The sequence below is a fragment of the Pseudomonas sp. GW823-FHT02E01 genome (assembly GCF_058797535.1).
Genome location: NZ_JBXAJS010000004.1, coordinates 496951 through 521009 on the forward strand (window position 1 = coordinate 496951; position 24059 = coordinate 521009).

A 24059-nucleotide genomic window follows, 5' to 3' on the forward strand; every position below is an offset into this window, starting at 1 on the left:
TGGGGCGACTGACGCGTGAAGGAATCCAACTTGAGCGAACTTCTCAACCGCCGCCTGGCCCTGCTCGGCGAGCGCGCTAACCTCTCTCTGCTCGAACAGTGCCTTCACGGCATCGAACGTGAATGCCTGCGCGTGACCGATGAAGGTCGCCTGGCGCAAACGCCGCACCCGGAAGAATTGGGTTCCGCGCTGACCAATGAACAGATCACCACCGACTATTCGGAGTCGCTGCTGGAGTTCATCACCCCGGCCCTGCCCGATCCTGCCGATACGCTGGCGAGCCTGGACAGCATTCACCGCTTTGCCTACAGCAAGCTCGGCAACGAGTATCTGTGGAGCCCATCGATGCCGTGCCCGTTGCCGGCCGAGGAAGATATCCCGATCGCCTATTACGGCACGTCCAATATCGGGCAGCTCAAGTACGTCTACCGCAAGGGTCTGGCCCTGCGTTACGGCAAGACCATGCAATGCATTGCCGGCATCCACTACAACTTTTCCCTGCCGGAAAAACTCTGGCCGTTGCTCAAGCAGGCCGAAGGCTTTGTCGGCACCGACCGCGACTTCCAGTCATCGTCCTATATCGCGCTGATCCGCAACTTCCGCCGCTACAGCTGGCTGCTGATGTACCTGTTCGGTGCTTCACCAGCACTGGACGCCGGCTTCTTGCGCGGTCGTTCGCACCAGTTGGAACAACTGGACCCGCACACCTTGTACCTGCCGTACGCCACCAGCCTGCGCATGAGCGACCTGGGTTACCAGAGCAACGCCCAGGCTGGCCTGACACCGTGCTACAACGATCTGAACAGCTACACCGACAGCCTGCGCAAAGCAGTGGCCACGCCGTATGCGCCGTACGTCGAAGTCGGCACCCACCAGGATGGCGAGTGGGTGCAGCTCAACACCAACATCCTGCAGATCGAAAACGAGTACTACTCCAACATCCGCCCCAAACGCGTGACCTACACCGGCGAGCGCCCTATCCAGGCACTGATGGCCCGTGGCATCCAGTACGTCGAAGTACGCTGCCTGGACATCAACCCGTTCCTGCCGATGGGCATCGACCTTACCGAGTCACGCTTCCTCGATGCGTTCCTGCTGTACTGCGCGCTCAACGATAGCCCGCTGCTCACCAGCACCAGTTGTGGCAACGCGACTTCGAACTTCCTCAGCGTGGTCAAGGAAGGTCGTCGTCCGGGCCTGCAACTGCAACGGGATGGCCAGCCGGTCGACCTGAAGGAATGGGCCGGCGAGCTGCTGGAAAAAATCGCCCCTCTGGCGGCGATGCTCGACCAGAGCCATGGCGGCGATGCCCACAGCAAGGCGCTGGACGCCCAGATGGCCAAGGTCCAGGACCCGTCCCTGACACCGTCGGCCCAGGTATTGGCGGCGATGGCCGAACACAAGGAAAGCTTTGCCCAGTTCTCCCTGCGCCAGAGCCAGGCCCATGCCGAGTTCTTCCGCAGCGAACCGTTGCCGGCTGAGGAACAGGCGCAGTTTGAAGAGCGGGCGCGTTCGTCGCTGGCTCAGCAGGCTGAGCTGGAGCAGAACGAAGTCGGTGATTTCGATGTGTTTGTCGGGGCGTATCAGGCGAGCATTCTGGCGATCAGCAACTGAAGGTCCTGCGGACCTTATCGCGAGCAAGCTCGCTCCCACAGGGTTCAATGGTCCACTGTGGGAGCGAGCTTGCTCGCGATGACCGCGAAGCGGTCGCTCCTCAAGTTGTCCTCTCATAAGCTAATTCGAAAAAGTTATTTATTTTCGAATTCTTAGATCATTTAGTCTCTTTCTCACGCCGACACTCGGTCGCCTGACAAGGAGCTTTCTGATGAAACTGACTTTCCCTCTACGCTTGCTGGCGGCCGCGTCCTTGGCTACCGCGAGTTTTTTTGCCCAGGCGGCCGACTTCACCGTCGCCTACCAGACCACCGTTGACCCGGCGAAAGTCGCCCAGGCTGACGGCGCCTACGAAAAGGCCACCAAGGCCGATATCAGCTGGCGCAAATTCGACAACGGTGCCGATATCATCGCCGCCATCGCCTCTGGAGACGTGCAGATCGGCTACCTCGGTTCCAGCCCCCTGACCGCCGCCATCACTCGCAAAGTCCCGGTAGAAACCTTCCTCATCGCCACCCAGATCGGCGCCGCCGAAGCCTTGGTCGCCCGCGACGGTTCCGGGATCAAGACCCCGCAAGACCTGATCGGCAAGAAAATCGCCGTGCCGTTTGTATCCACCGGCCACTACAGCCTGCTCGCCGCGCTGAAGCACTGGAACATCGACCCGTCGAAAGTCACCATTCTCAACCTCGCACCACCCGCGATCGTTGCCGCCTGGAAACGCGGTGACATCGACGCCACGTACGTTTGGGATCCGGCCCTCGGTGTCGCCAAGGAAAACGGCAAAGTGCTGATCACCTCCGGCGAGCTGGCCAAGTTCGGCGCACCGACTTTCGATGCCTGGATCGTGCGCAAGGATTTCGCCGAGAAGCACCCGGAGATCGTCACCGCGTTCGCCAAAGTGACCCTGGACGCCTACGCCGATTACCGCAAAGACCCGCAAGCCTGGCTCGCCAATCAGGGCAACGTCGACAAGCTGGTAAAACTGTCTGGTGCCAAGGCCAGTGACATTCCATTGCTGCTGCAAGGCAACGTCTACCCGCTGGCGGCTGACCAGGTGCTCACCCTCGGTGCGCCGACCACCAAAGCCATCACCGACACTGCGGCGTTCCTCAAGGAACAAGGCAAGGTCGAGGCCGTGCTGCCGGACTACGCGCCGTACGTCAGCGCCAAGTTCATCACCAACTGATCGGGAGTCAACGCGATGGCCTTGCTACAGCTGGAGCGCATCAGCGCACAGTACCCCGGCAACCCGGAACCGGTGTTGGCGGATATCTCCCTGAGCCTGGGGCCCCGGCAATTGCTGCTCGCCCTCGGCCCGTCCGGCAGTGGCAAGACTTCGCTGTTGAACCTGATTGCCGGTTTCGTCGAACCCAGCGCCGGGCGCATCACCCTCGACGGCGCGCCCGTCAAAGGCCCGAGTGCCGAGCGCGGCGTAGTGTTCCAGGACGACGCGCTGCTGCCATGGCAAGACGTGCTGGCCAACGTCGGGTTCGGCCTGGAGCTGGCCGGTATCGCCCGGGAAAAACGCGAAGCTCGCGCCAGGGAAATGCTCGCCCTGGTCGATCTGTCCGGTTTTGAACAGCGCCGCATCTGGCAGCTTTCGGGCGGCCAGAAGCAGCGTGTCGGCCTGGCTCGCGCCCTCGCCGCCGACCCGCGCGTGTTGCTGATGGACGAACCTTTCGGCGCCCTCGACGCCTTTACCCGCGAGCAGATGCAGGAACTGTTGCTGCAAGTCTGGCAACGCACCGCCAAGCCGGTGTTCCTGATCACCCACGACATCGAAGAAGCCGTGTTCCTCGCCACCGACCTGATTCTGTTGGCGCCCAACCCGGGGCAAATCGTCGAACGCCTGAGCCTCGATTTCGGTCAGCGTTATGCCGCCGGTGAGTCGGCCCGCTCGATCAAGTCCGACCCGCGTTTTATCGAAACCCGCGAACACGTACTCGCCAAAGTGTTCTCCCAACGTAGCGCCGCCCAGCGGCAGGAGCGCGCATGAGCAGTTACGAAATTCCCGTCGCGGCGATAACGCCAGGCTCAGCCGTCATTCCGGCAAGTCGCCGTTTGAGCACTCGCTGGATCAGTGTGCTGACGCTGGTCGTTCTCGTTGCTATTTGGTGGGCCGTGACGGCGACCGGCGTGATCGAGCCGCTGTTCCTGCCACCACCTTCCGCCGTGCTGCAAAAAGGCTGGCTACTGGCGACCTCAGGTTACATGGACTCAACCCTGTGGCAGCACCTGGGCGCGAGTCTGAGCCGCATCGGCCTGGGCCTCGGCTTTGCGATTCTCACCGCCGTGCCGGTGGGAATCGCCATCGGCGCCAACCGTATCGCCCGTGGTGTGCTCGACCCGCTGATCGAGTTCTACCGGCCGATTCCTCCGTTGGCTTATCTGCCACTGATCGTGATCTGGTGCGGCATCGGTGAATTGTCGAAAGTGCTGCTGATCTACCTGGCAATCTTCGCCCCGATTGCCATTGCCACCGCCACCGGTGTGCGCACGGTCGACCCGGCCAAACTGCGTGCCGCGCAGTCGCTCGGCGCAACGCGCGTGCAGTTGATTCGCCACGTCATTTTGCCGAGTGCCTTGCCGGACATCCTGACCGGTGTGCGCATTGGCCTCGGCGTGGGTTGGTCGACGCTGGTCGCCGCCGAACTGATCGCCGCCACCAGCGGACTGGGCTTCATGGTGCAATCGGCCGCACAGTTTTTGGTCACCGATGTGGTGGTACTGGGGATTCTGGTGATCGCACTGATCGCCTTCGCAATGGAACTTGGCCTGCGTGCCCTGCAACGCAAACTGGTGCCGTGGCATGGTCAGGTTCACTGAATGATTACCCTGTAAGAAACCCTGTGGGAGCGAGCTTGCTCGCGATTGCAGAGTGTCAGACACCACTGTTGTGACTGACATATCGCTATCGCGAGCAAGCTCGCTCCCACAGTAATCAACACCCCCGAATTTCAAGAGAATCACCATGAGTGACTTGACCATCGTCCCCCTAAGCTCCGCCCTCGGCGCACAGATCAGCGGCATCGACATCAGCCAGCCGCTGAACCTGGAACAGCGCGATGCCATCGAACAGGCCCTGCTCAAGCATCAGGTGCTGTTCTTCCGCGACCAGCCGATCACGCCACAGCAACAGGCGCGATTCGCCGCGAATTTCGGCGACCTGCACATTCACCCGATCTACCCCAATGTGCCGGAACAACCGGAAGTGCTGATCCTCGACACCGCCGTCACCGACGTGCGCGACAACGCGATCTGGCACACCGACGTGACCTTCCTGGCGACCCCGGCCATGGGCGCGGTGCTCAGTGCCAAGCTGCTGCCGGAGTTTGGTGGCGACACGTTATGGGCAAGCGGGATTGCCGCCTATGAAGCCCTGTCGACGCCGCTGAAAACCTTTCTCGAAGGTCTGACCGCCACCCATGACTTCACCCGTTCGTTCCCGCTGGAGCGCTATGGCAACACGCCCCAGGCACTGGCCCAATGGGAAGAAGCACGGCGCAAGAATCCGCCGCTGTCGCACCCGGTGATCCGCACGCACCCGGTAAGCGGGCGCCGCTCGCTGTTCGTCAACGAAGGTTTCACTTCGAAGATCAACGAGCTGTCGGAAACCGAAAGCGAGGCGATTCTGAAGTTCCTGTTCGCCCATTCAACGCGGCCGGAATTCACCATTCGCTGGCGCTGGCAGAAAGACGACATCGCATTCTGGGATAACCGCGTGACCCAGCATTACGCGGTGGATGACTACCGGCCGGCGCGGCGGGTGATGCAGCGGGCGACGGTGTTGGGGGATGTGCCTTTCTTTCGTTGAACAGCCAGTTTTTGTACTGACCTTGATGGCCCCATCGCGAGCAAGCTCGCTCCCACAGGTTCGGCGGTGTTCACAGGCTTTGTGTACGACACGGACACTGTGGGAGCGAGCTTGCTCGCGATGGGGACGGAACTGACGCCGACAAGTTACTCCGCCGTCGAAGGCTTCTCCCAAAGATTGATCCCGCCCTCCTGGGCAAACCGGTCAATCTCCGCCAGTTCCTCTGCACTAAAGCTCAGGTTCTTCAACGCCCCGACGTTCTCGATGATTTGCTCCGGCCGGCTCGCGCCAATCAATGCCGAAGTGATCCGAGGATCGCGCAGGGTCCAGGCCAGCGCCAGTTGCGCCAGGCTCTGGCCACGACGCCTGGCGATTTCGTTGAGTGCCCGCACCTGGGCGATGTTGGCCTCGGACAAGTGCGACGCCTGCAACGAACCACCCCCCGGACGATTGACCCGTGCATCCGTCGGCACGCCGTTGAGGTATTTGTCGGTCAGCAATCCCTGCGCCAGCGGCGTGAAGGCAATCACGCCAGTGCCGAGTTCGTCGGTGGTATCGAGCAGGTCTTTTTCCACCCAGCGATTGAGCAGGTTGTAGGCCGGCTGGTGAATCAGCAGCGGCACTTTCCACTCTTTGAGCAACGCCGCCATTTCGCGGGTTTTCACCCCGGAATAGGACGAAATGCCGATGTACAGCGCCTTGCCCTGCTGCACCGCAGTGGCCAGTGCGCTGGCGGTTTCTTCCAGCGGGGTGTCCGGATCGAAGCGGTGGGAATAAAAGATGTCGACGTAGTCCACGCCCAGGCGTTGCAGGCTCTGGTCGAGGCTGGCCAGCACGTACTTGCGCGAACCGCCGCCCTGACCGTAAGGGCCGGGCCACATGTCCCAACCGGCCTTGCTGGAAATGATCAGCTCGTCGCGGTACTGCTTGAAGTCTTCGCGCAGTAAACGGCCGAAGTTGATCTCGGCGCTGCCATACGGCGGGCCGTAGTTGTTGGCCAGGTCGAAATGGTTGATGCCCAGATCGAATGCCGTGCGCAACAACGCGCGCTGGGTATCGATCGGCGTGCTGTCGCCGAAGTTGTGCCACAGGCCCAACGACAGCGCCGGCAGCACCAGGCCGCTGCGGCCCACGCGGCGGTAAGGGATGGAGTCGTAGCGGTTTTCGGCAGCGGTGTAAGTCATCGAATCCTCTCTTGTCTGTCTTGAATCTGGTATCGACTGCTTTGCCAGTCGCCCAGCATACGCCCGGACAAACGCCAGAAAACCCCGGATTCGACTAATGGCTGAAACGTTTCACATGCTTCCCCACTTACCAGCTACCGGGCCTGCGCAAACACCTCTCCCAACCAATCCACAAATACCCGAACCCGTGGCGACATGTGTCGATTGTGTGGATAAAGCACTGACACCGGCATTGGCGGCGGCGGTGTCTCGGTGAGGATTTCCTTCACCAGCCCCTGGGCGATCTGCGTTTCCATCCGGTAATGCGGGCACTGGATCAAGCCCAGTCCGGCGATGGCCGAGGCTGCGTAGATTTCGGCGCCGAACACCGAAACGGCGCCATCGATGGTCACTTCCCTGAGTTCGCCATCCACCATGAATTCGAACGGGAACAACTTGGCGGTGGTGCGTGAGACGTAGTTCACCGCGCGGTGGTTCTTCAGGTCGTCGAGGCTTTTTGGCTCGCCGTTTTTACGCAGATAGGCAGGGCTGGCGCAGGTGATCTGGCGTAGGTTGGCGACACGTTTTCCGATCAGCGCGGAGTCGCTCAAAGTGCCGGCGCGCAGCACGCAGTCGACGCCTTCGGCGATCAAGTCGACAAAGCGGTCAGCCTCGCTGATGGACAGCTCGATGTCGGGATAACGCGCCATGAATTGCGGCAAAGCCGGGATCACGAAGTGCTTGGCCAATGTCCCGTGCAAGTCCACCCGCAACCGCCCCTTCGGAGCCACACCGCGAAACGCCAATTCCGCTTCTTCCAGCTCTGCCAGCAGTTGCACGCAACGCAGGTAGTACGCCTCGCCATCCAGCGTCGGACGCACTTTACGCGTGCTGCGCTCCAACAAACGCGTACCCAGCCAGGCCTCGAACTGATTCAAGGTGTGGGTCAGCGTCGCGCGTGGCAGGTTCAGGTCATCGGCAGCCTGCGTGAAGCTGCTGCGCTCGTAGATCCGCACAAAAACCTTCATCGCTTTGACTTGGTCCACAGCTCACTCCAGGCACTCGATTGTTGGTGATTATTGAACAGTCAAGGCAACTCTCGTGCATTTATCGCCCTGAGTAAACATGTGAAATTGGCTTCACACCCCATCAACAGGAACACCAACATGGCTCATCAAACTCCGAAAGTTGCCATCGTGACCGGCGCCTCCCGCGGCATTGGCGCGGTCATCGCCAAACAACTGGCCAGCGAAGGTTTTGCCGTTGCCATCAACTACGCCAGCAGCGCCACCGAAGCGTCGAAACGGGTGGTGGAGCTGCGTCAGGCCGGTTACCAGGCCCTGGCGATCAAGGCCGATGTAGCCAACGCCGACGACGTACGCCGGATGTTCGACGAGGTTGAAACCCGGTTCGGCAAGGTCGATGTGTTGGTGAACAACGCCGGCATCCTCAAAGTGCTGCCGCTGGCGCAACACAGCGACGAACTGTTCGAGCAGAACTTCAACATCCACGCTCGCGGTACCTTCAATACCCTGCGTGAAGCGGCGACCCGCCTGAACAGCGGTGGCCGGATCATCAACTTCTCCAGCAGCACCGTCGGCATGAACCTGCCGGGCTACGCGGTGTACATCGCCAGCAAAGCGGCAGTGGAATCCCTGACCCAGGTATTCGCCAAGGAAATGCGCGGGCGCAACATCACCGTCAACGCGGTGGCTCCCGGGCCCGTGGCCACCGACTTGTTCCTGCATGGCAAGAGCGAAGAACAGATTCAGACCTTCGCCAAAATGGCGCCGCTGGAGCGTCTGGGGCAGCCGGAGGACATTTCCCGTGTCGTGTCGTTTCTGGCGGGGCCGGATTCGGGTTGGGTCAATGGGCAGATTTTGCGGGTGAATGGCGGGTTGGTTTAACTGAGTTCACACTGAGACCGCAGCGCCCCCAATCGCGAGCAAGCTCGCTCCCACAGGGGATCTCCTTTGAGCACAAATTTTGTGAGCAACCAAGATCAATGTGGGAGCGAGCTTGCTCGCGATGGCTGCCTCCAAAGCAATGCACATCTGAAGGGCGGGACAGTTCATGCACACCACCATCATCATCACCTTCGGCCTGATTCTCCTGGCGCTGATGCTCTACATCGGCGAGAAAGTCGGCTTCACCCGCCAGACCCTGGCCTACAGTTTTATCCTGCTGTGGCTGGCGCTAACGCTAATCAATGGCGCAGTCGGCATAGTGCATGCCGGCCAGCCATTGAGCAGCGAACTGGTGGTCGGTAGCGCCGTGTTCGGTGTCCCGGTGGCGGCGCTGGTGTTGTTCATGGTGTTGACCACCGAAACGTGAAGGCCTTGATCAACGCACCAGATGCAGGAACTGCATGTGCCGTTCGTACTGGTCGAGGATGTCGTTGATGATCTGTTCCTTGGAGTAACCCACCAGATCGTAATCCTGACTGCCCTCGCTCAAATGCACTTCGGCCCGGTAGTAACGGCGATTGTTGAGTTGCTTGGAACCCATGCCGCCACGGGCAAACGATGGCGTGAAATAGCCGCGCATCTGCACCTGATAAACGAACGGATGCTGGTCGCCATGGCCGATTTCCAGGCTGACGCTGTCATTGGCCGGGTCCGGGTGTGTCGCTACGTGCAAACCCTTTTCGGTGAACACGGCAGACACTTCTTCAATCGCCGGACGCACCGTCGTATCGAGGAAACGGTAGACCTCATCCCGCGACGGGAAATGCACCGCCTGACTCAGGCGCTGGCGCCAACCGCCCCGCCGTGAACCGGACACCGGTGCCAAGGAATGCATCTGCGCAATCTGCTTCTGCGATTCCAGATAAAACGCCTTGTGCAGCCCCCACATCATCAACAGCAAGATCAGCGAGAACGGCAACGAGGTCAGGACCACCGCCGACTTCAACGCATCGATACTGCCGGAAAACAGCAGCGCGCTGGTCACCAATGCGGTCATCGCGCCCCAGAAAACCCGCAGCCATTTCGGCCCGTCTTCATCAGGATTGCCGCCCTTGGCGGACAGCGTCGACAGCACCACGGTGCCGGAGTCGGCGGAGGTGACGAAGAACACGAAGCTGATGAACACCGTGACCGCAATGACGGTTTTGCTCCACGGGTAGGTTTCCAGCAACAGGTAGAGCGTCATCGACGGATTGTCGATGGCCGACATGCCGAGAGCGCTCATGCCGTGGTTGAGCACTTGATCGATGGCGCTGTTGCCGAAGATCGACATCCACGCCAGGGTGAAGCCGAGCGGAATCAGCAGCACGCCGAAGACGAACTCGCGGATGGTGCGACCACGGGAAATCCGAGCGATGAACAGGCCCACGAACGGTGACCATGCTATCCACCAGGCCCAGTAGAACACTGTCCAGCCGCCCAGCCAGTCGCTGGGTTTGTCGTAGGCGTAGAGGTCGAAACTCTTCATCGGCAAGGCGCCGAGGTAATCGCCAAGGTTCTGGATCAGGGTGTTGAGCAGGTGCTGCGTGGGGCCGGCGAACAACACGAACAGCAGCAGCGCACAGGCCAGCAGCATGTTGATGTCGGACATGACCCGCACACCCTTGTCGACGCCGGATACGGCAACGATGATCGCAGCACCCATCATCAAGGTGATCAGGCCGACCTGAACCCATTGGGTGTGGGCGATGCCGAACAGGTAGTCCAGGCCCGAGTTGAGGTGCAACACACCGAAGCCCATATCGGCACCGAGGCCGAACACCGTGGCGATGATGCCGAAGCCATCCACCGCGTAGCCGATGGGGCCATTGATGCGCTTGCCGATCAGCGGATACAGCGCCGAGCGCAGGGCCAGTGGCAGGTTATGCCGGTAGGCAAAGTAGGCCAGCGCCATGCCGACAAAGGCGAACACGCCCCAGCCATGCAGGCCCCAGTGCAGAAACAGAATCTGCATCGCCTGGCGCGCAGCATCTGCCGTACCGGCCTCACCCTGGGGCGGTTGCAGCATGTGGGTCAGCGGCTCGGACACACAGAAGAAAAACAGGGTGATGCTGATCCCGGCGGCGAACAGCATGCCCGCCCAGGACAAATAACTGAATTCGGGTTCGTCGTGGTCGGCACCGAGCTTGATCTTGCCGTAGCCGGACAAGGCGGTGACCACCACGAAGACCAGATACAGGGTCATCGCCAGCAGGTAATACCAGCCGACCGTATTGGCCGCCCAGTTTTGCGCCGCCAGCAACCAGGCACCGGCCTGCTCGGGCATGGCGATGACAACGACACCAAACAACAGAATGAAGCTTGCCGAGAACCAGAACACCGGCGGATTCATGCGGATCAGGCCGCTTGGAGGGATGGACGATGCACTCATGTTCGGTGCACCTCGAAGGGGTAAAACGTGGCTGTAGAAATCGGACTCAGCAAAGGCAAGCCTCCTGTTGTGAGCGGGCAGCGAACCGCCGGTTTAACTTGAATGAACGTTCAAGTTAAACATGGATAGGGGGCTAAGGACTAATCGCAGGGCTCGGCGGTACTGGTATTACGCTAGCTCAAGGAAGGGTTCGGCGCAGGATCAGATCAGGGCCACTGGCTCGATTCGGCTTGAAATCCAATCGCGAGCACGCTCGCTCCCACAGTTGACCGCGTCCCCCTGTGGGAGCGAGCTTGCTCGCGATGAGGCCTGAGAAATCAGTGGAGATTTAGAGGCCTACTTCTGCGCCCCATCATCATGCTGCAGATTTGCCTGGGTCAGGTTGCTGCCCGCCGGCACGCTGCGGGTCAGCCAGACGTTGCCGCCGATGGTCGAACCCTGGCCGATGGTGATCCGCCCGAGAATCGTCGCCCCGGCATAAATCACCACGTCATCCTCGACTATCGGGTGTCGTGGCTGGCCTTTCTGCAACTGACCGTCTTCGTCCGCCGGGAAGCGCTTGGCGCCCAAAGTTACCGCCTGATAGATCCGCACGCGCTCGCCGATGATCGCGGTTTCGCCAATCACCACACCCGTCCCGTGGTCGATGAAGAAACTGCGGCCGATCTGCGCTCCAGGGTGAATGTCGATGCCGGTGGCCGAGTGAGCGATTTCCGCGCTGATCCGCGCCAGCAGTGGCAACCCGGCGCGATACAAATGGTGGGCCAGACGATGGTGAATCACCGCCAGAATCCCCGGGTAGCACAACAGCACTTCATCGACACTGCGGGCCGCCGGGTCACCGTGATAGGCAGCCAATACGTCAGTGTCCAACAGGCTGCGCAACCCTGGCAAAGCGAGGGCGAAGTCCTGAATGATCTGGATGGTTTTGGCTTCGACTTCAGTCTCTGCCTGGGCACTGTGGCGAGCGGCGTAGCGCAATTCGAGCCGCGCTTGGGCCAACAGCGCATTCAGCGCCACATCGAGGGTGTGGCCGACGTAGAAATCTTCGCTCTCTTCGCGCAGGTCAACCGGCCCCAGGCGCATCGGGAACAACGCACCGCACAGCGCTTCGAGAATCTCCGCCATGGCTGCGCGGGACGGCAATTCGCGACCGCCCTGCTCGCCGCTGGCCCGGCCGTTTTGTGCACGCCACTGTTCACGTGCCGTGCGCAGCTGGCTGACGATGGTCTGCAATTGCCAATGGCTGGAACGCTCACTCACGGTAAAAACTCCTCACGGGCGGCCGGACTGTCTGGCCGCACTGACGGCGATTACTTTACGGCAAGGGTCGCGAGGCAAATTAAGAACCAATAGTGCTGTGCTCAGTTCGATTGGCTATAAGCGATTGACGGTTGCCCCGGCTTTTGGGCGTGCCTATAGTCCTGAGATCTTCAACCGCCAGTACGGACTCATGATCAAACAACAGCTCGCCCGCTTTAACCGCCTCGACCTGCTCGGTCAGCCCACCGCCCTGGAAAAACTCGAACGCCTGTCGACCTGGCTGGGCCGCGACCTGTACGTCAAGCGCGATGACCTGACGCCGTTGGCGATGGGCGGCAACAAGCTGCGCAAACTCGAATACCTGGCCGCCGATGCCTTGGCCCAGGGTGCCGACACCTTGATCACGGCGGGCGCGCTGCAATCGAACCACGTGCGCCAGACAGCCGCCATTGCCGCAAAGTTGGGGCTGGGCTGCGTAGCCCTTCTGGAAAATCCTCTGGGCACTGACGATAGCAATTACACCGGCAACGGCAACCGCCTGCTGCTCGACCTGTTCGATGCCAAGGTCGAATTGGTAGAAAACCTCGACAACGCCGACGAGCAACTGCAAGCCCTGGCCAACCGACTGTGCAGCAACGGCAAGAAGCCGTACCTGGTGCCGATCGGTGGTTCCAATGCCTTGGGCGCCCTGGGTTACGTGCGCGCCGGGCTGGAACTGGCCGAGCAGATCAAGGATACCGGCCTGACCTTCGCCGCCGTGGTCCTGGCCTCGGGCAGCGCCGGTACCCACAGTGGCCTGGCACTGGCCTTGAGTGAAGCGCTGCCGGATCTGCCAGTGATTGGCGTGACGGTTTCGCGCAGCGATGAAGATCAGCGACCAAAGGTTCAAGGTCTGGCCGAACGCACCGCCGTGTTGCTGGGCGTCAGCCTGCCGGAGGCTTTCAAGGTCGAGTTGTGGGATGAGTATTTCGCCCCGCGTTATGGCGAGCCGAATGCCGGCACACTGGCAGCGGTGAAACTGCTGGCGAGTCAGGAAGGCTTGCTGCTGGACCCGGTCTACACTGGCAAGGCCATGGCGGGCTTGCTGGACGGGATCGGCCGTCAGCGTTTCAACGAGGGGCCGATTATCTTCCTGCACACCGGCGGGGCACCGGCGCTGTTTGCCTACAAGGATTTCCTGTAGGAGCGAGCTTGCTCGCGATGGTCGTCAACGATAACGCTGGCAACCTGACACCCCGCGGTGCCCTGTCGTCCATCGCGAGCAAGCTCGCTCCTACAGTAAAAACGCAAGCTATTCCAAAGTGGAATAACCAGAAGATTAATTATTATTTTCCAATCTAAAAACGCCATCATATAGTCATGCTACAGGCGAATTTCCCGAGAGACGCATACGCTGCTTTAAGGCAGGATAGCGCTGTCGCTTAATTCCCGATTTCGCCAAATTTTCACAAAAGCGTCTTCCCATAAGAAAACACAGGGGCTTGTCATGAATTTTTCCGCACTACGTCGCAATCTGCTGGTGGGTTCGCTGGGCCTGGCACTGAGCGCCGGCCTGATTGGCCAGGCGGTTGCCGGTGAGCAACTGCAACAAATCAAGGACAAAGGCGTGATCAACGTCGGCCTGGAAGGCACCTACCCACCGTTCAGTTTCGTCGACGCCGACGGCAAACTGGCCGGCTTCGAAGTCGAGTTCTCCGAAGCCCTGGCCAAAGAGCTGGGCGTGAAGGTCAAGCTGCAACCGACCAAATGGGACGGCATCCTCGCGGCCCTGGAATCCAAGCGCCTGGACGCAGTGATCAACCAGGTGACCATCTCCGAAGAGCGCAAGAAGAAGTATGACTTCTCCGAGCCGTACACCGTTTCCGGTATTCAGGCGCTGGTGCTGACGAAGAAGGCCGCCGAGTTGAACATCAAGTCCGCCGCTGACCTGTCTGGCAAGAAAGTCGGCGTAGGCCTGGGCACCAACTACGAGCAGTGGGTGAAAGAAAATGTGCCCAAGGCTGACGTCCGCACCTACGAAGATGATCCAACCAAGTTCCAGGACCTGCGTGTCGGCCGCATCGACGCCATTCTGATCGACCGCCTGGCCGCGCTCGAATACGCCAAGAAAGCCAAGGACACCACCGCCGCCGGTGATGCGTTCTCCCGTCAGGAAGCCGGTATTGCCCTGCGCAAAGGCGAGCCTGAGCTGCTGGCAGCTGTGAACAAAGCCATCGACAAGCTGCGCGCCGACGGTACGCTGAAAAAGCTTTCGGAAAAATACTTCAGCGCTGACGTCACTCAATAATGGAAGAAGCTTTTCAACTCGCACTGGACTCCGCGCCCTTTCTGCTCAAGGGCGCGTATTACACGGTCATCCTCAGCCTGGGCGGGATGTTTTTCGGCCTGGTGATGGGGTTCGGTCTGGCGCTGATGCGCCTGTCGCGCTTCAAACTGGTGAGCTGGATCGCCCGCATCTACGTGTCGTTCTTTCGCGGCACGCCGTTGCTGGTGCAACTGTTCGTGATCTATTACGGCTTGCCGCAATTGGGTCTGGAACTGGATCCGCTGCCAGCGGCCCTGATCGGCTTCTCGCTGAACATGGCCGCCTACGCCTGTGAAATCCTGCGTGCCGCGATCAGCTCCATCGAGCGCGGCCAGTGGGAAGCGGCTGCCAGTATCGGCATGACCCGCGCGCAGACCTTGCGCCGGGCCATCCTGCCGCAGGCGATGCGCACCGCATTGCCGCCGCTGGGCAACAGCTTCATTTCGCTGGTAAAAGACACCGCGCTGGCCGCTACCATCCAGGTGCCGGAACTGTTCCGTCAGGCGCAGCTGATCACCGCCCGCACCTTTGAAATCTTCACCATGTATCTTGCCGCCGCACTGATCTACTGGGTCCTGGCCACGGTGCTGTCGCACCTGCAGAACCAGCTGGAAGCGCGGGTCAATCGGCACGACCAGGAGTCCTGACCCGATGATTGTCGTGGAAAAACTGACAAAGCAGTTCAAGGGTCAAATCGTGCTCAACGGCATCGATCTTGAGGTCAAGGAAGGCGAGGTGGTCGCGATCATCGGCCCTAGCGGTTCGGGCAAGACCACCTTCCTGCGCTGCCTGAATTTTCTGGAAGAACCCACCAGCGGCCGGATCAAGGTCGGCGATATCGAGGTCGATACCAGCCGCCCACTGAACCAGCAGCAGAGCCTGGTGCGGCGTTTGCGCCAGCACGTAGGTTTCGTGTTCCAGAACTTCAACCTGTTCCCCCATCGCACCGCCCTGGAAAACGTCATCGAAGGCCCGATCGTGGTCAAGAAGACCCCACATGCCGACGCCGTTGCCCTGGGTAAGAAGCTCTTGGCCAAGGTCGGCCTGGCGGGCAAGGAGGACGCTTACCCGCGTCGCCTCTCCGGTGGCCAGCAACAGCGCGTGGCGATTGCCCGGGCGCTGGCGATGGAGCCGGAAGTGATCCTGTTCGATGAGCCGACCTCGGCCCTCGACCCGGAGCTGGTGGGCGAGGTATTGGCGACCATCCGCGGCCTGGCCGAAGAGAAGCGCACCATGGTGATCGTTACCCACGAAATGGGCTTTGCCCGGGACGTGGCCAACCGTGTGGTGTTTTTCGACAAGGGTGTGATCGTCGAGCAAGGCGAAGCGAAGGCATTGTTTGCCAACCCGAAAGAGGAGCGGACAAAACAGTTTCTCAGCAAGTTCCTGAATAACGCCCACAACTAACAACCCTGCTCAACAATGGTCATCTTCCATGGACGGAAGTGACACCCCCGAAAAAAACACCTCATCAATACCAAACTAAACCCATCTATTCCATATACATATTTTGTACGCGCGCGCGGTACATATATATGCATCGCAACAATTAACCCCCCTATCTCCACCATGTTCCTTTCGCAGCACCTGGCCAACAACGCCCGCCGAGCCGCCCGACTTCAGCCACTTTCAGCGGACAAATTCGACGCAGCGGCATGGTTTACTTACTTTGCGCCGTAGGAACTTTCTGAATAACATCACGCATCACCCACAACTAATAAATCTTATTGACACTTGCTCCCCCTGACTCTTATCTAGTCTCCGACCAACATCACTCTTCACGCCAAACTCATTATTTCAATTAAAAATAATGAATGGTTTTGCTGTTCGATATTTAGTTTTTGAATTCCCAGAAACGGACTTCGCTGCAAGACTTCAAGGAGACTTCATGAAAAGCACCTCGAACAAATCCGCGCTTGTGGCCCCGACCCTGGCGCAATCCAACAAGACCGGCATCAACGTCACTTGCGCGGCGCACCTGCTGATCGATGTGGCGCCCTACCCCGCCATGGACGAAGGTGACCTGATCGAACTGTTCTGGGACAACTGCTACGTGGCCTCCCGCGTGCTGACGGCCAGCGCTGTCGCCCAACCGGTGCAGCTGCGGGTGCCTGAAAGTTTTGTCGCCAACGGGACCTCGCGCATTCACTACCGGGTCATGCAGGTGGGTCGAGACCCGGTGATTTCGGCCAGCCGAAACGTGCAGATCAAACTCGACTGCCCAGGCGGCCAACCCTCCGCGCTGTGCGGCGATGAAAACCAGTGCCTGGCACCGGTGAGCATTCCCGAGGCGATTCGCCGTCAGGGGGTCAATCCAAGCCAGGTCAAGCGCGGTGTTCCCTTGACCATCGAGCCGTACCTGAACATGGCCGTCGACGACGAAATCACCCTGCGCTGGGGCGATGTGCGCATGGATCTGCCACGGCTCAAGGCCACCGATGTGGGTCAGCCGATTCAGGTCTGGATACCGCCGGCCATCATCCTCGAAGCCGGCGAAGACCTGCGGTTGGAAGTGACGTACTGCATTCTCGACCGGGTTGGAAACAACTCCCGCTGGGCGCCGGCCCGTACGCTGAAAATCGGTTGCGCCAATCCTTATCTGAAAGTCCCCCCGAAAAAAGTGCTCAAGGCCGCCGAATCCCGCAAGTAATGAATACCGCTTCTGTGGCGAGGGGGCTTGCCCCCGTTGGGGTGCGCAGCGCCCCCAAAACCCTGCAATTGAGTCCATTCAAATAAATCGTGGAGAAAGGTTTTGCGACTGCTGCGCAGTCGAACGGGGGCAAGCCCCCTCGCCACAGGGATTGCGCTCTCCCTCGAGAACACCCTTCTATACATATTCCTAAAAGTTAGTTCATAAAATATTTATACACGTTTAGGGTATATACACCGGACCACCGGACATCCTTGTTTTCATGCGCCGCCACAAGCGGCGCTTCCATAAGATGTGAGGTAGGTATGGTCCGGAACACAATCACCCCAGTGCAGATCGCCAGGGCATTGCGTGCAGCCAAGGAGCGGCACTGATGTCCAGTCTGGCAGATGCAATCGTCCAGAGTGACCTGGACATCGCCCCGCTGTTGTTGCCCGCACAAATCTTGCGCAACGACGCTCAAGCCATCAAGGCGGCCCACGAACTGGCGCAAGTCGCCCGCCAGCAAGCAGCCAAACGAGACCAGCAGCGCAAGCTCCCATGGTCGGAAATCGAGCAGTTCACCCGCAGCGGCCTGGGCAGTATTTCCATCCCCCGCGAGTACGGTGGCCCGCAGGTTTCGTTCGTCACCCTGGCCGAGGTCTTCGCGATCATTTCCGCCGCCGACCCGGCGCTTGGGCAGATCCCGCAAAACCAGTTCGGCATTCTTAACCTGGTGCTCGGCAGCGCCACCGAAGCGCAGAAACAACAACTGTTCAAAAGCGTCCTGGAAGGCTGGCGCATCGGCAATGCCGGGCCGGAACGCGGCACCAAAAACACCCTGGAACTGAAGGCGCGCATCACCGCTGACGGCGTCGTCAATGGCCAGAAGTTCTATTCCACCGGCGCACTGTTCGCTCATTGGGTTGCGGTCAAAGCGTTGAACGACGATGGCAAGCAGGTGCTGGCGTTCATCCGTCGTGGCACACCGGGATTGCGCATTGTCGATGACTGGTCCGGTTTTGGTCAGCGCACCACCGCCAGCGGCACGATTTTGCTCAACAACGTGCAGGCCGATCCCGAACTGGTGGTGGATAACTGGCGGATCAACGACACGCCGAACATCCAGGGTGCCGTCTCGCAGCTGATTCAAGCGGCCATCGACGCCGGTATCGCCCGAGGCGCCATCGACGACGCTATCGACTTCGTGAGAACCCGCGCCCGGCCGTGGATCGACGCCAAGGTCGAGCGGGCCAGCGATGACCTGTACGTGATCGCCGATATCGGCAGGTTGAAAATCGAACTGCACGCCGCCGAAGCGCTGCTGCGCAAGGCCGGGCAAGTGCTCGATGACGTCAGCGCTGCACCACTCACCGCCGAGTCCGCCGCCCGCGCCTCGATTGCCGTGGCCGAAGCCAAAGTGCTGACCACCGAGATTTCGTTGCTGGCCAGCGAAAAGCTGCTCGAACTGGCCGGCAGCCGCGCGACCCTCGCCGAATTCAACCTCGACCGCCACTGGCGCAACGCCCGGGTGCACACCTTGCACGACCCGGTGCGCTGGAAGTATCACGCGGTCGGCGCCTATCGCCTCAACGGCACGCTGCCTAATCGCCATTCCTGGATCTGACGACCAGACATCTGGAGAAACATATGACAAGTTCTCACCACGTCGCGGTCATCGCCAGCGATGAACAAGCTCTGATCGTCGCCAGCGACCTTGCCGAAGACTTCAAACGCGACAGCGCCACACGCGACCGCGAGCGCCGCTTGCCACACCCGGAACTGGAAGTGTTTTCCCGATCGGGCCTGTGGGGCATCAGCGTGCCAAAAGAGTATGGCGGCGCCGGTGTTTCCAACGTCACCCTGGCCAAGGTCATCGCCTTGATCGCCCGGGCCGACGGCTCCCTGGGGCAGATCCCGCAAAACCATTTCTATGCCCTCGAAGTACTGCGGGTGAACGGCAGCCACGAGCAGAAGCAACGCCTGTACGCCGAGGTTTTGGCCGGTCAACGCTTCGGCAATGCGTTGGCCGAACTCGGCACTAAAACCGCACACGATCGCGTCACAAGCCTGACCCGCGACGCCAGCGGCTATCGCATCAATGGTCGCAAGTTCTACGCCACGGGCGCGATTTACGCCCAGCGCATTCCCACCTCGGTGGTGGATGAAAACGGCGTGCAGCAACTGGCGTTCGTCCCGCGCAACAGCAAGGGCCTGAGCGTGATCGACGACTGGAGCGGCTTCGGCCAGCGCACCACCGGCAGCGGTTCGGTGGTGTTCGAAGATGTCTACGTCGCAGCCGAAGATGTGATCCCCTTTCAAAGCGCTTTCGAGCGCCCGACTCCGGTCGGCCCGCTGGCGCAGATTCTCCATGCCGCCATCGACACCGGCATCGCCCGCGCCGCGTATGAAGATGCGCTGCATTTCGTGCGCACGAAAACCCGGCCCTGGATCGACGCCACCCACGAAAAAGCCACGGACGATCCGCTGACCCTCAAGAGCTTCGGCCACCTGAGCATTCGCCTGCACGCCGCCGAGGCGCTGCTGGAACGTGCCGGTGAATTGCTCGACAAGGCCCAGGCCGACACGCAGGCCGAGACCGTCGCGGCCGCCTCGATTGCCGTCGCCGAAGCACGCGCCCTCAGCACCGAAATCTCCCTGGCCGCCGGCAGCACGCTGTTCGAACTGGCCGGCAGCCAGGCGACCCTGATTGAGCACAGCCTGGATCGCCACTGGCGCAACGCCCGGGTGCACACCCTGCACGACCCGGTGCGCTGGAAGTACCACGCTGTCGGCAATTACTACCTCAACGATGAAAACCCGCCACTGCGGGGGACCATTTGATGACCGCCGCGAAAAAGAAGATCCTGCTCAACGCGTTCAACATGAACTGCATCGGGCACATCAACCACGGTTTGTGGACGCACCCGCGCGACACATCAACCCGCTACAACACCCTCGAGTACTGGACCGAACTGGCGCAACTGCTGGAGCGCGGGCTGTTCGACGGCCTGTTCATCGCCGACATCGTCGGGGTCTACGACGTCTACCAGAACTCGGTGGACGTGCCGTTGAAAGAGTCGATCCAGTTGCCGGTCAACGACCCGCTGCTGCTGGTCTCGGCCATGGCGGCGGTAACGAAAAACCTCGGTTTCGGCCTGACCGCCAACCTCACCTACGAAGCGCCGTATCTGTTCGCCCGCCGCCTGTCGACCCTGGATCACCTGAGCCGTGGGCGGGTCGGCTGGAACATCGTCACCGGCTATCTCGACAGCGCCGCCAAGGCCATGGGCCTGAGCGAACAAGTCGAGCATGACCGTCGTTATGACCAGGCCGACGAGTACCTGGAGGTGCTTTACAAACTCCTGGAAGGCAGTTGGGAAAACGGCGCGGTGCTCAACGATCCACGGCAACGGATCTACGCGCAGCCGGACAAAGTGCACAAGGTCGAGCACAAGGGCGAGTTCTATCAGGTCGAGGGTTATCACCTGTGTGAACCCTCGCCCCAGCGCACGCCGGTGCTGTTCCAGGCCGGCAGCTCGGATCGCGGTTTGCTGTTCGCCGGGCGACATGCCGAGTGCGTGTTCATCAGTGGCCAGACCAAGGCATCGACCAAGGCGCAGGTGGACAAGGTGCGCGCCAGCGCCGTCGAAGCCGGGCGCAATCCCGAGGACATCAAGGTGTTCATGGGCCTGAACGTGATCGTTGGCGCCACCGAGGAGCTGGCCTGGGCCAAGCACGCCGAGTACCTGAGCTACGCCAGTGCAGAGGCCGGCGTGGCGCACTTCTCGGCATCCACCGGGATCGATTTTTCTCAGTACGAAATCGACGAGCCAATCCAGTACGTGAAAAGCAACGCCATCCAGTCTGCCACCAAGCATCTGCAAAACAACGACTGGACCCGACGCAAATTACTCGAACAACACGCCCTCGGCGGTCGCTACATCACCGTGGTCGGTTCACCGCTGCAAGTGGCGGATGAACTGGAATCGTGGATCGCCGAGACCGGGCTGGATGGCTTCAACCTGACCCGCATCGTCACGCCGGAAAGCTATGAGGACTTCATCGAGCTGGTGATCCCCGAGTTGCAACGGCGGGGCTCTTACAAGACCGCGTACGACGACGGGACCTTGCGCGAAAAGCTGTTTCAGCGGGAGGCGCATCTGCCTGAGCAACATACCGGCTCGACTTACCGACGCTAAAAGCATCGCGAGCAAGCTCGCTCCCACAGGGATTGTGTGAACACCCGAGATCCACTGTGGGAGCGAGCTTGCTCGCGAAGAGGCCCGAACAGACACCACAAACTTAATGCACTGACTGGATAACTCATCATGAAAAAGCACTACCTCTCTCACCCAGTCAAAGCACTGGCCCTGGCCCTCGGCCTGTTCAGCTCGGTGACCTTCGCCGCCGACGCCCCGCTGAAAATCGGCACCACCGCCGCCTTCGCCATCCCCCTGGAAGCAGCGGTCGAAGAAGCCGGCAAACAAGGCCTGAAGGTCGAACTGGTGGAGTTCACCGACTGGATCGCGCCGAACGTCAGCCTCGCCGCAGGCGACATCGACGTGAACTACTTCCAGCACATCCCGTTCCTGGAAAACGCCAAGGCAGCATCAGGTTTCGATCTGGTGCCGTTCGCGCCGGGGATCATCAACAACGTCGGCCTCTACTCGAAGAAATACAAAAGCTTCGACGAACTGCCCCAAGGCGCCAGCGTGGCCATCGCCAACGATCCGATCAACAGCGGTCGTGGCTTGCAGCTGCTGGCCAAGGCCGGTCTGATCACCCTCAAGCCCGGCGTCGGCTACAAGGCCACCGAAGAAGACATCATCGCCAACCCGAAGCACATCAAGATCCTCCAGGTCGAAGCCGTGCAACTGGTACGCGCCTATGACGATGCCGATCTGGTGCAGGGCTACCCGGCCTACATTCGCTTGTCGAAAACCTTCGACGCGGGCTCCGCGCTGCTGTTCGACGGCCTCGATCACAAGGAATACGTGATTCAGTTCGTGATCCAGCCCAAGAGCAAAACCGACCCGCGCCTGATCAAGTTCGTCGACATCTACCAGCACTCACCGGCTGTGCGCGCCGCGCTGGATAAAGCCCACGGCAAGCTCTATCAAGCCGGCTGGGAAAGCTGAGCATGACCGCCGCCATCCAACGGCGACTGGAGATTCCAGAGCCGCAAAGCGCCGAGCGCACTGAGCTGCATCCCGAACTCAACCATGCCCACGTACGCTTCATCGGCCTGGGTAAAACCTACAACGGCCAGCAAGGACCGGTGGCCGCGTTGCACGGCATCGACCTGGCGATCCAGCGCGGCGAAGTGTTCGGCATCATCGGCCGCAGCGGCGCCGGCAAGTCGTCGCTGATCCGCACCATCAATCGCCTGGAACAGCCGAGCAGCGGTCGGGTACTGATCGATCAAGTGGACATCGGCGAGTTCGACGAAGACCGACTGGTGGCGCTGCGTCGGCGCATCGGCATGATCTTCCAGCACTTCAACCTGATGTCGGCCAAGACCGTTTGGCAGAACGTCGAACTGCCGTTGAAAGTCGCTGGCGTGCCCAAGGAACAACGCGAGCGCAAAGTCCGTGAGCTGCTGGAACTGGTGGGCTTGCAGGCCAAACACAAGGCTTACCCGGCGCAGTTGTCCGGCGGGCAGAAACAGCGCGTGGGCATTGCCCGGGCGCTGGTGCATGACCCGGAAATTTTGCTGTGTGACGAAGCCACCTCGGCACTGGACCCGGAGACTACGCAGTCGATTCTCGGCCTGCTGCGCGAGATCAATCAACGCCTGGGCCTGACCATTGTGCTGATCACCCACGAGATGGCGGTGATCCGTGAAATCTGTGATCGGGTGGTGGTGCTGGAGCACGGGAGAATCGTCGAGCAAGGCCCGGTCTGGGAAGTGTTCGGCAATCCACAACATGAGGTCAGCAAGACATTGCTGGCACCGTTGCAACACGCATTGCCGCAAGAACTGCAAAGCCGTCTGTTGGCGCAATCGGGTGCCTGCGACGCCGCTGTGGTCCTGCGCTTGCAGTTCACCGGCAGCCAACGCGACGAACCGGACCTGGCGGCATTGTTCAGTGCCCTTGGTGGCCGAGTTCGCTTGCTGCAAGGCGGTGTGGAACGGATTCAGGGGCATGCGCTTGGGCAACTGCTGCTGGCGGTGACGGGCTCACCCCTCGCAGCCGAAGAATTGCGTCGGCGCGCCGGCCAATGGGCGCAACAGGTGGAGGTACTGGGTTATGTGGTTTGATCGCCTGCTGCAGGGCTTTATCGACACGTTCCTGATGGTCGGCGTGTCGTCGTTGATCGCGCTGTTGGCGGGCATTCCGCTGGCGGTGATCCTGGTCACCAGCTCCAAGGGCGGCATCTACGAAGCACCGGCGCTGAACCGCGTGTTGGGTGCGTTCGTGAACCTGTTTCGCTCGGTTCCTTTCCTGATTTTGATGGTGGCGTTGATTCCGTTCACGCGGTTGATCGTCGGCACTACTTACGGCGTATGGGCGGCCGTGGTGCCATTGACCATCGCGGCTACACCGTTCTTTGCGCGCATTGCCGAAGTCAGCTTGCGCGAGGTCGACCACGGTTTGATCGAAGCGGCGCAAGCCATGGGCTGCCGGCGCTGGCACATCGTCTGGCATGTGTTGTTGCCGGAAGCGCTGCCGGGGATTGTTGGCGGGTTCACCATCACCCTGGTGACGATGATCAACTCCTCGGCCATGGCCGGGGCGATTGGCGCCGGTGGACTGGGCGACATTGCCTATCGGTATGGGTATCAGCGGTTTGATAGCCAGATCATGTTGACGGTGATTGTGTTGCTGGTGGCGTTGGTGGCGGTGATTCAGCTCGGTGGGGATCGGTTGGCGCGGGGTCTCAACAAGCGGTAGCCCTGTAGGAGCGAGCCTGCTCGCGATGGAG

At 60.6% G+C, this 24059-nt stretch carries 22 protein-coding genes; 18 read left to right on the plus strand and 4 right to left on the minus strand.

Annotation, left to right across the window (positions count from 1 at the left end):
* The first annotated feature begins 30 nt into the window (after positions 1 to 30).
* From gshA to tauD, 5 genes are all read left to right on the plus strand, one after another.
* Positions 31 to 1614, plus strand: a complete 1584-nt coding sequence (gene gshA / locus AC1RDQ_RS12470) for a glutamate--cysteine ligase (RefSeq protein WP_492587416.1) — start codon at positions 31 to 33, stop codon at positions 1612 to 1614.
* A gap of 211 nt (positions 1615 to 1825) precedes the next feature.
* Positions 1826 to 2803 (plus strand): taurine ABC transporter substrate-binding protein, encoded by a 978-nt coding sequence (tauA, locus tag AC1RDQ_RS12475; protein ID WP_492587418.1) that lies wholly within the window; start codon positions 1826 to 1828, stop codon positions 2801 to 2803.
* Positions 2804 to 2818: 15 nt separating this feature from the next.
* Positions 2819 to 3613: a taurine ABC transporter ATP-binding subunit gene (gene tauB, locus AC1RDQ_RS12480; protein ID WP_492587420.1), complete on the plus strand. Its 795-nt coding sequence runs from the start codon at positions 2819 to 2821 to the stop codon at positions 3611 to 3613.
* Positions 3610 to 4443, plus strand: a complete 834-nt coding sequence (gene tauC, locus AC1RDQ_RS12485; protein ID WP_492587422.1) for a taurine ABC transporter permease TauC — start codon at positions 3610 to 3612, stop codon at positions 4441 to 4443. Before tauB ends, tauC begins: the two co-directional genes overlap by 4 nt.
* 145 nt (positions 4444 to 4588) lie before the next feature.
* A complete protein-coding gene (tauD, locus tag AC1RDQ_RS12490) occupies positions 4589 to 5431 on the plus strand; it encodes a taurine dioxygenase (RefSeq protein ID WP_492587424.1) in 843 nt (280 codons plus the stop codon).
* A gap of 146 nt (positions 5432 to 5577) precedes the next feature.
* On the opposite strand, the gene mgrA is transcribed toward tauD, so the two are convergent.
* Together mgrA and AC1RDQ_RS12500 are read right to left on the minus strand one after the other, a co-directional pair.
* Positions 5578 to 6615 carry an L-glyceraldehyde 3-phosphate reductase gene (mgrA, locus tag AC1RDQ_RS12495; RefSeq protein WP_057712473.1) on the minus strand — a complete coding sequence of 346 codons (1038 nt, stop codon included), beginning with the start codon at positions 6613 to 6615 and terminating at the stop codon, positions 5578 to 5580.
* 134 nt (positions 6616 to 6749) lie between these two features.
* Positions 6750 to 7640 (minus strand): LysR family transcriptional regulator, encoded by an 891-nt coding sequence (locus tag AC1RDQ_RS12500; protein WP_150812045.1) that lies wholly within the window; start codon positions 7638 to 7640, stop codon positions 6750 to 6752.
* Between the two features lie 120 nt (positions 7641 to 7760).
* Between AC1RDQ_RS12500 and AC1RDQ_RS12505 the strand changes: the two genes are divergently transcribed.
* Both AC1RDQ_RS12505 and AC1RDQ_RS12510 read left to right on the plus strand, forming a co-directional pair.
* Positions 7761 to 8501 (plus strand): SDR family oxidoreductase, encoded by a 741-nt coding sequence (locus tag AC1RDQ_RS12505; protein ID WP_492587426.1) that lies wholly within the window; start codon positions 7761 to 7763, stop codon positions 8499 to 8501.
* A gap of 166 nt (positions 8502 to 8667) precedes the next feature.
* A complete protein-coding gene (locus tag AC1RDQ_RS12510; protein ID WP_102670676.1) occupies positions 8668 to 8928 on the plus strand; it encodes a hypothetical protein in 261 nt (86 codons plus the stop codon).
* A gap of 9 nt (positions 8929 to 8937) precedes the next feature.
* Here AC1RDQ_RS12510 and betT read toward each other — a convergent pair whose 3' ends face one another.
* Positions 8938 to 10893, minus strand: a complete 1956-nt coding sequence (betT, locus tag AC1RDQ_RS12515; protein ID WP_191626061.1) for a choline transporter BetT — start codon at positions 10891 to 10893, stop codon at positions 8938 to 8940.
* Between the two features lie 375 nt (positions 10894 to 11268).
* A complete protein-coding gene (epsC, locus tag AC1RDQ_RS12520) occupies positions 11269 to 12195 on the minus strand; it encodes a serine O-acetyltransferase EpsC (RefSeq protein WP_090452493.1) in 927 nt (308 codons plus the stop codon).
* Positions 12196 to 12385: 190 nt separating this feature from the next.
* Here epsC and AC1RDQ_RS12525 point away from each other — a divergent pair, with 190 nt between their 5' ends.
* The 11 genes from AC1RDQ_RS12525 (at position 12386) to AC1RDQ_RS12575 (ending at position 24028) form a co-directional block, all read left to right on the plus strand.
* The gene (locus AC1RDQ_RS12525; protein ID WP_492587428.1) at positions 12386 to 13378 is read left to right on the plus strand and encodes a D-cysteine desulfhydrase; all 993 of its coding nucleotides are present in this window, start codon (positions 12386 to 12388) and stop codon (positions 13376 to 13378) included.
* A 303-nt stretch (positions 13379 to 13681) separates the two neighbouring features.
* Positions 13682 to 14482: a cystine ABC transporter substrate-binding protein gene (gene tcyJ / locus AC1RDQ_RS12530; protein WP_090452489.1), complete on the plus strand. Its 801-nt coding sequence runs from the start codon at positions 13682 to 13684 to the stop codon at positions 14480 to 14482.
* A complete protein-coding gene (tcyL, locus tag AC1RDQ_RS12535) occupies positions 14482 to 15147 on the plus strand; it encodes a cystine ABC transporter permease (RefSeq protein WP_007983131.1) in 666 nt (221 codons plus the stop codon). Before tcyJ ends, tcyL begins: the two co-directional genes overlap by 1 nt.
* A gap of 4 nt (positions 15148 to 15151) precedes the next feature.
* Positions 15152 to 15907: an L-cystine ABC transporter ATP-binding protein TcyN gene (gene tcyN, locus AC1RDQ_RS12540; RefSeq protein ID WP_057712481.1), complete on the plus strand. Its 756-nt coding sequence runs from the start codon at positions 15152 to 15154 to the stop codon at positions 15905 to 15907.
* A gap of 481 nt (positions 15908 to 16388) precedes the next feature.
* Positions 16389 to 17150, plus strand: a complete 762-nt coding sequence (locus tag AC1RDQ_RS12545) for a hypothetical protein (protein ID WP_492587430.1) — start codon at positions 16389 to 16391, stop codon at positions 17148 to 17150.
* 373 nt (positions 17151 to 17523) lie between these two features.
* Positions 17524 to 18756 (plus strand): SfnB family sulfur acquisition oxidoreductase, encoded by a 1233-nt coding sequence (locus AC1RDQ_RS12550; protein ID WP_492587432.1) that lies wholly within the window; start codon positions 17524 to 17526, stop codon positions 18754 to 18756.
* Between the two features lie 23 nt (positions 18757 to 18779).
* The gene (locus tag AC1RDQ_RS12555; RefSeq protein WP_492587434.1) at positions 18780 to 19973 is read left to right on the plus strand and encodes an SfnB family sulfur acquisition oxidoreductase; all 1194 of its coding nucleotides are present in this window, start codon (positions 18780 to 18782) and stop codon (positions 19971 to 19973) included.
* Positions 19973 to 21331 carry an LLM class flavin-dependent oxidoreductase gene (locus AC1RDQ_RS12560; protein ID WP_492587436.1) on the plus strand — a complete coding sequence of 453 codons (1359 nt, stop codon included), beginning with the start codon at positions 19973 to 19975 and terminating at the stop codon, positions 21329 to 21331. Before AC1RDQ_RS12555 ends, AC1RDQ_RS12560 begins: the two co-directional genes overlap by 1 nt.
* 129 nt (positions 21332 to 21460) lie before the next feature.
* Entirely contained in the window at positions 21461 to 22270 is an 810-nt protein-coding gene (locus AC1RDQ_RS12565; protein WP_492587438.1) for a MetQ/NlpA family ABC transporter substrate-binding protein, read from the plus strand.
* Between the two features lie 2 nt (positions 22271 to 22272).
* Positions 22273 to 23394 carry a methionine ABC transporter ATP-binding protein gene (locus AC1RDQ_RS12570; protein ID WP_492587440.1) on the plus strand — a complete coding sequence of 374 codons (1122 nt, stop codon included), beginning with the start codon at positions 22273 to 22275 and terminating at the stop codon, positions 23392 to 23394.
* Positions 23384 to 24028, plus strand: a complete 645-nt coding sequence (locus AC1RDQ_RS12575; protein WP_102701880.1) for a methionine ABC transporter permease — start codon at positions 23384 to 23386, stop codon at positions 24026 to 24028. The genes AC1RDQ_RS12570 and AC1RDQ_RS12575 overlap by 11 nt, the downstream gene beginning before the upstream one ends.
* Positions 24029 to 24059: the final 31 nt, after the last annotated feature.

What these genes read in the sequence shown, in the direction of transcription:
- AC1RDQ_RS12575 (WP_102701880.1), top strand. Translation starts at nt 23,384, where the DNA reads ATGTGGTTTGATCGCCTGCTGCAGGGCTTTATCGACACGTTCCTGATG.
- tauD (WP_492587424.1), top strand. Translation starts at nt 4,589, where the DNA reads ATGAGTGACTTGACCATCGTCCCCCTAAGCTCCGCCCTCGGCGCACAG.
- betT (WP_191626061.1), bottom strand. Translation starts at nt 10,893, where the DNA reads ATGAATCCGCCGGTGTTCTGGTTCTCGGCAAGCTTCATTCTGTTGTTT.
- AC1RDQ_RS12545 (WP_492587430.1), top strand. Translation starts at nt 16,389, where the DNA reads ATGAAAAGCACCTCGAACAAATCCGCGCTTGTGGCCCCGACCCTGGCG.
- AC1RDQ_RS12560 (WP_492587436.1), top strand. Translation starts at nt 19,973, where the DNA reads ATGACCGCCGCGAAAAAGAAGATCCTGCTCAACGCGTTCAACATGAAC.
- tauB (WP_492587420.1), top strand. Translation starts at nt 2,819, where the DNA reads ATGGCCTTGCTACAGCTGGAGCGCATCAGCGCACAGTACCCCGGCAAC.
- tauC (WP_492587422.1), top strand. Translation starts at nt 3,610, where the DNA reads ATGAGCAGTTACGAAATTCCCGTCGCGGCGATAACGCCAGGCTCAGCC.
- tcyJ (WP_090452489.1), top strand. Translation starts at nt 13,682, where the DNA reads ATGAATTTTTCCGCACTACGTCGCAATCTGCTGGTGGGTTCGCTGGGC.
- tcyN (WP_057712481.1), top strand. Translation starts at nt 15,152, where the DNA reads ATGATTGTCGTGGAAAAACTGACAAAGCAGTTCAAGGGTCAAATCGTG.
- AC1RDQ_RS12525 (WP_492587428.1), top strand. Translation starts at nt 12,386, where the DNA reads ATGATCAAACAACAGCTCGCCCGCTTTAACCGCCTCGACCTGCTCGGT.
- tauA (WP_492587418.1), top strand. Translation starts at nt 1,826, where the DNA reads ATGAAACTGACTTTCCCTCTACGCTTGCTGGCGGCCGCGTCCTTGGCT.
- AC1RDQ_RS12570 (WP_492587440.1), top strand. Translation starts at nt 22,273, where the DNA reads ATGACCGCCGCCATCCAACGGCGACTGGAGATTCCAGAGCCGCAAAGC.
- AC1RDQ_RS12565 (WP_492587438.1), top strand. Translation starts at nt 21,461, where the DNA reads ATGAAAAAGCACTACCTCTCTCACCCAGTCAAAGCACTGGCCCTGGCC.
- AC1RDQ_RS12550 (WP_492587432.1), top strand. Translation starts at nt 17,524, where the DNA reads ATGTCCAGTCTGGCAGATGCAATCGTCCAGAGTGACCTGGACATCGCC.
- mgrA (WP_057712473.1), bottom strand. Translation starts at nt 6,615, where the DNA reads ATGACTTACACCGCTGCCGAAAACCGCTACGACTCCATCCCTTACCGC.
- AC1RDQ_RS12555 (WP_492587434.1), top strand. Translation starts at nt 18,780, where the DNA reads ATGACAAGTTCTCACCACGTCGCGGTCATCGCCAGCGATGAACAAGCT.
- AC1RDQ_RS12505 (WP_492587426.1), top strand. Translation starts at nt 7,761, where the DNA reads ATGGCTCATCAAACTCCGAAAGTTGCCATCGTGACCGGCGCCTCCCGC.
- AC1RDQ_RS12510 (WP_102670676.1), top strand. Translation starts at nt 8,668, where the DNA reads ATGCACACCACCATCATCATCACCTTCGGCCTGATTCTCCTGGCGCTG.
- tcyL (WP_007983131.1), top strand. Translation starts at nt 14,482, where the DNA reads ATGGAAGAAGCTTTTCAACTCGCACTGGACTCCGCGCCCTTTCTGCTC.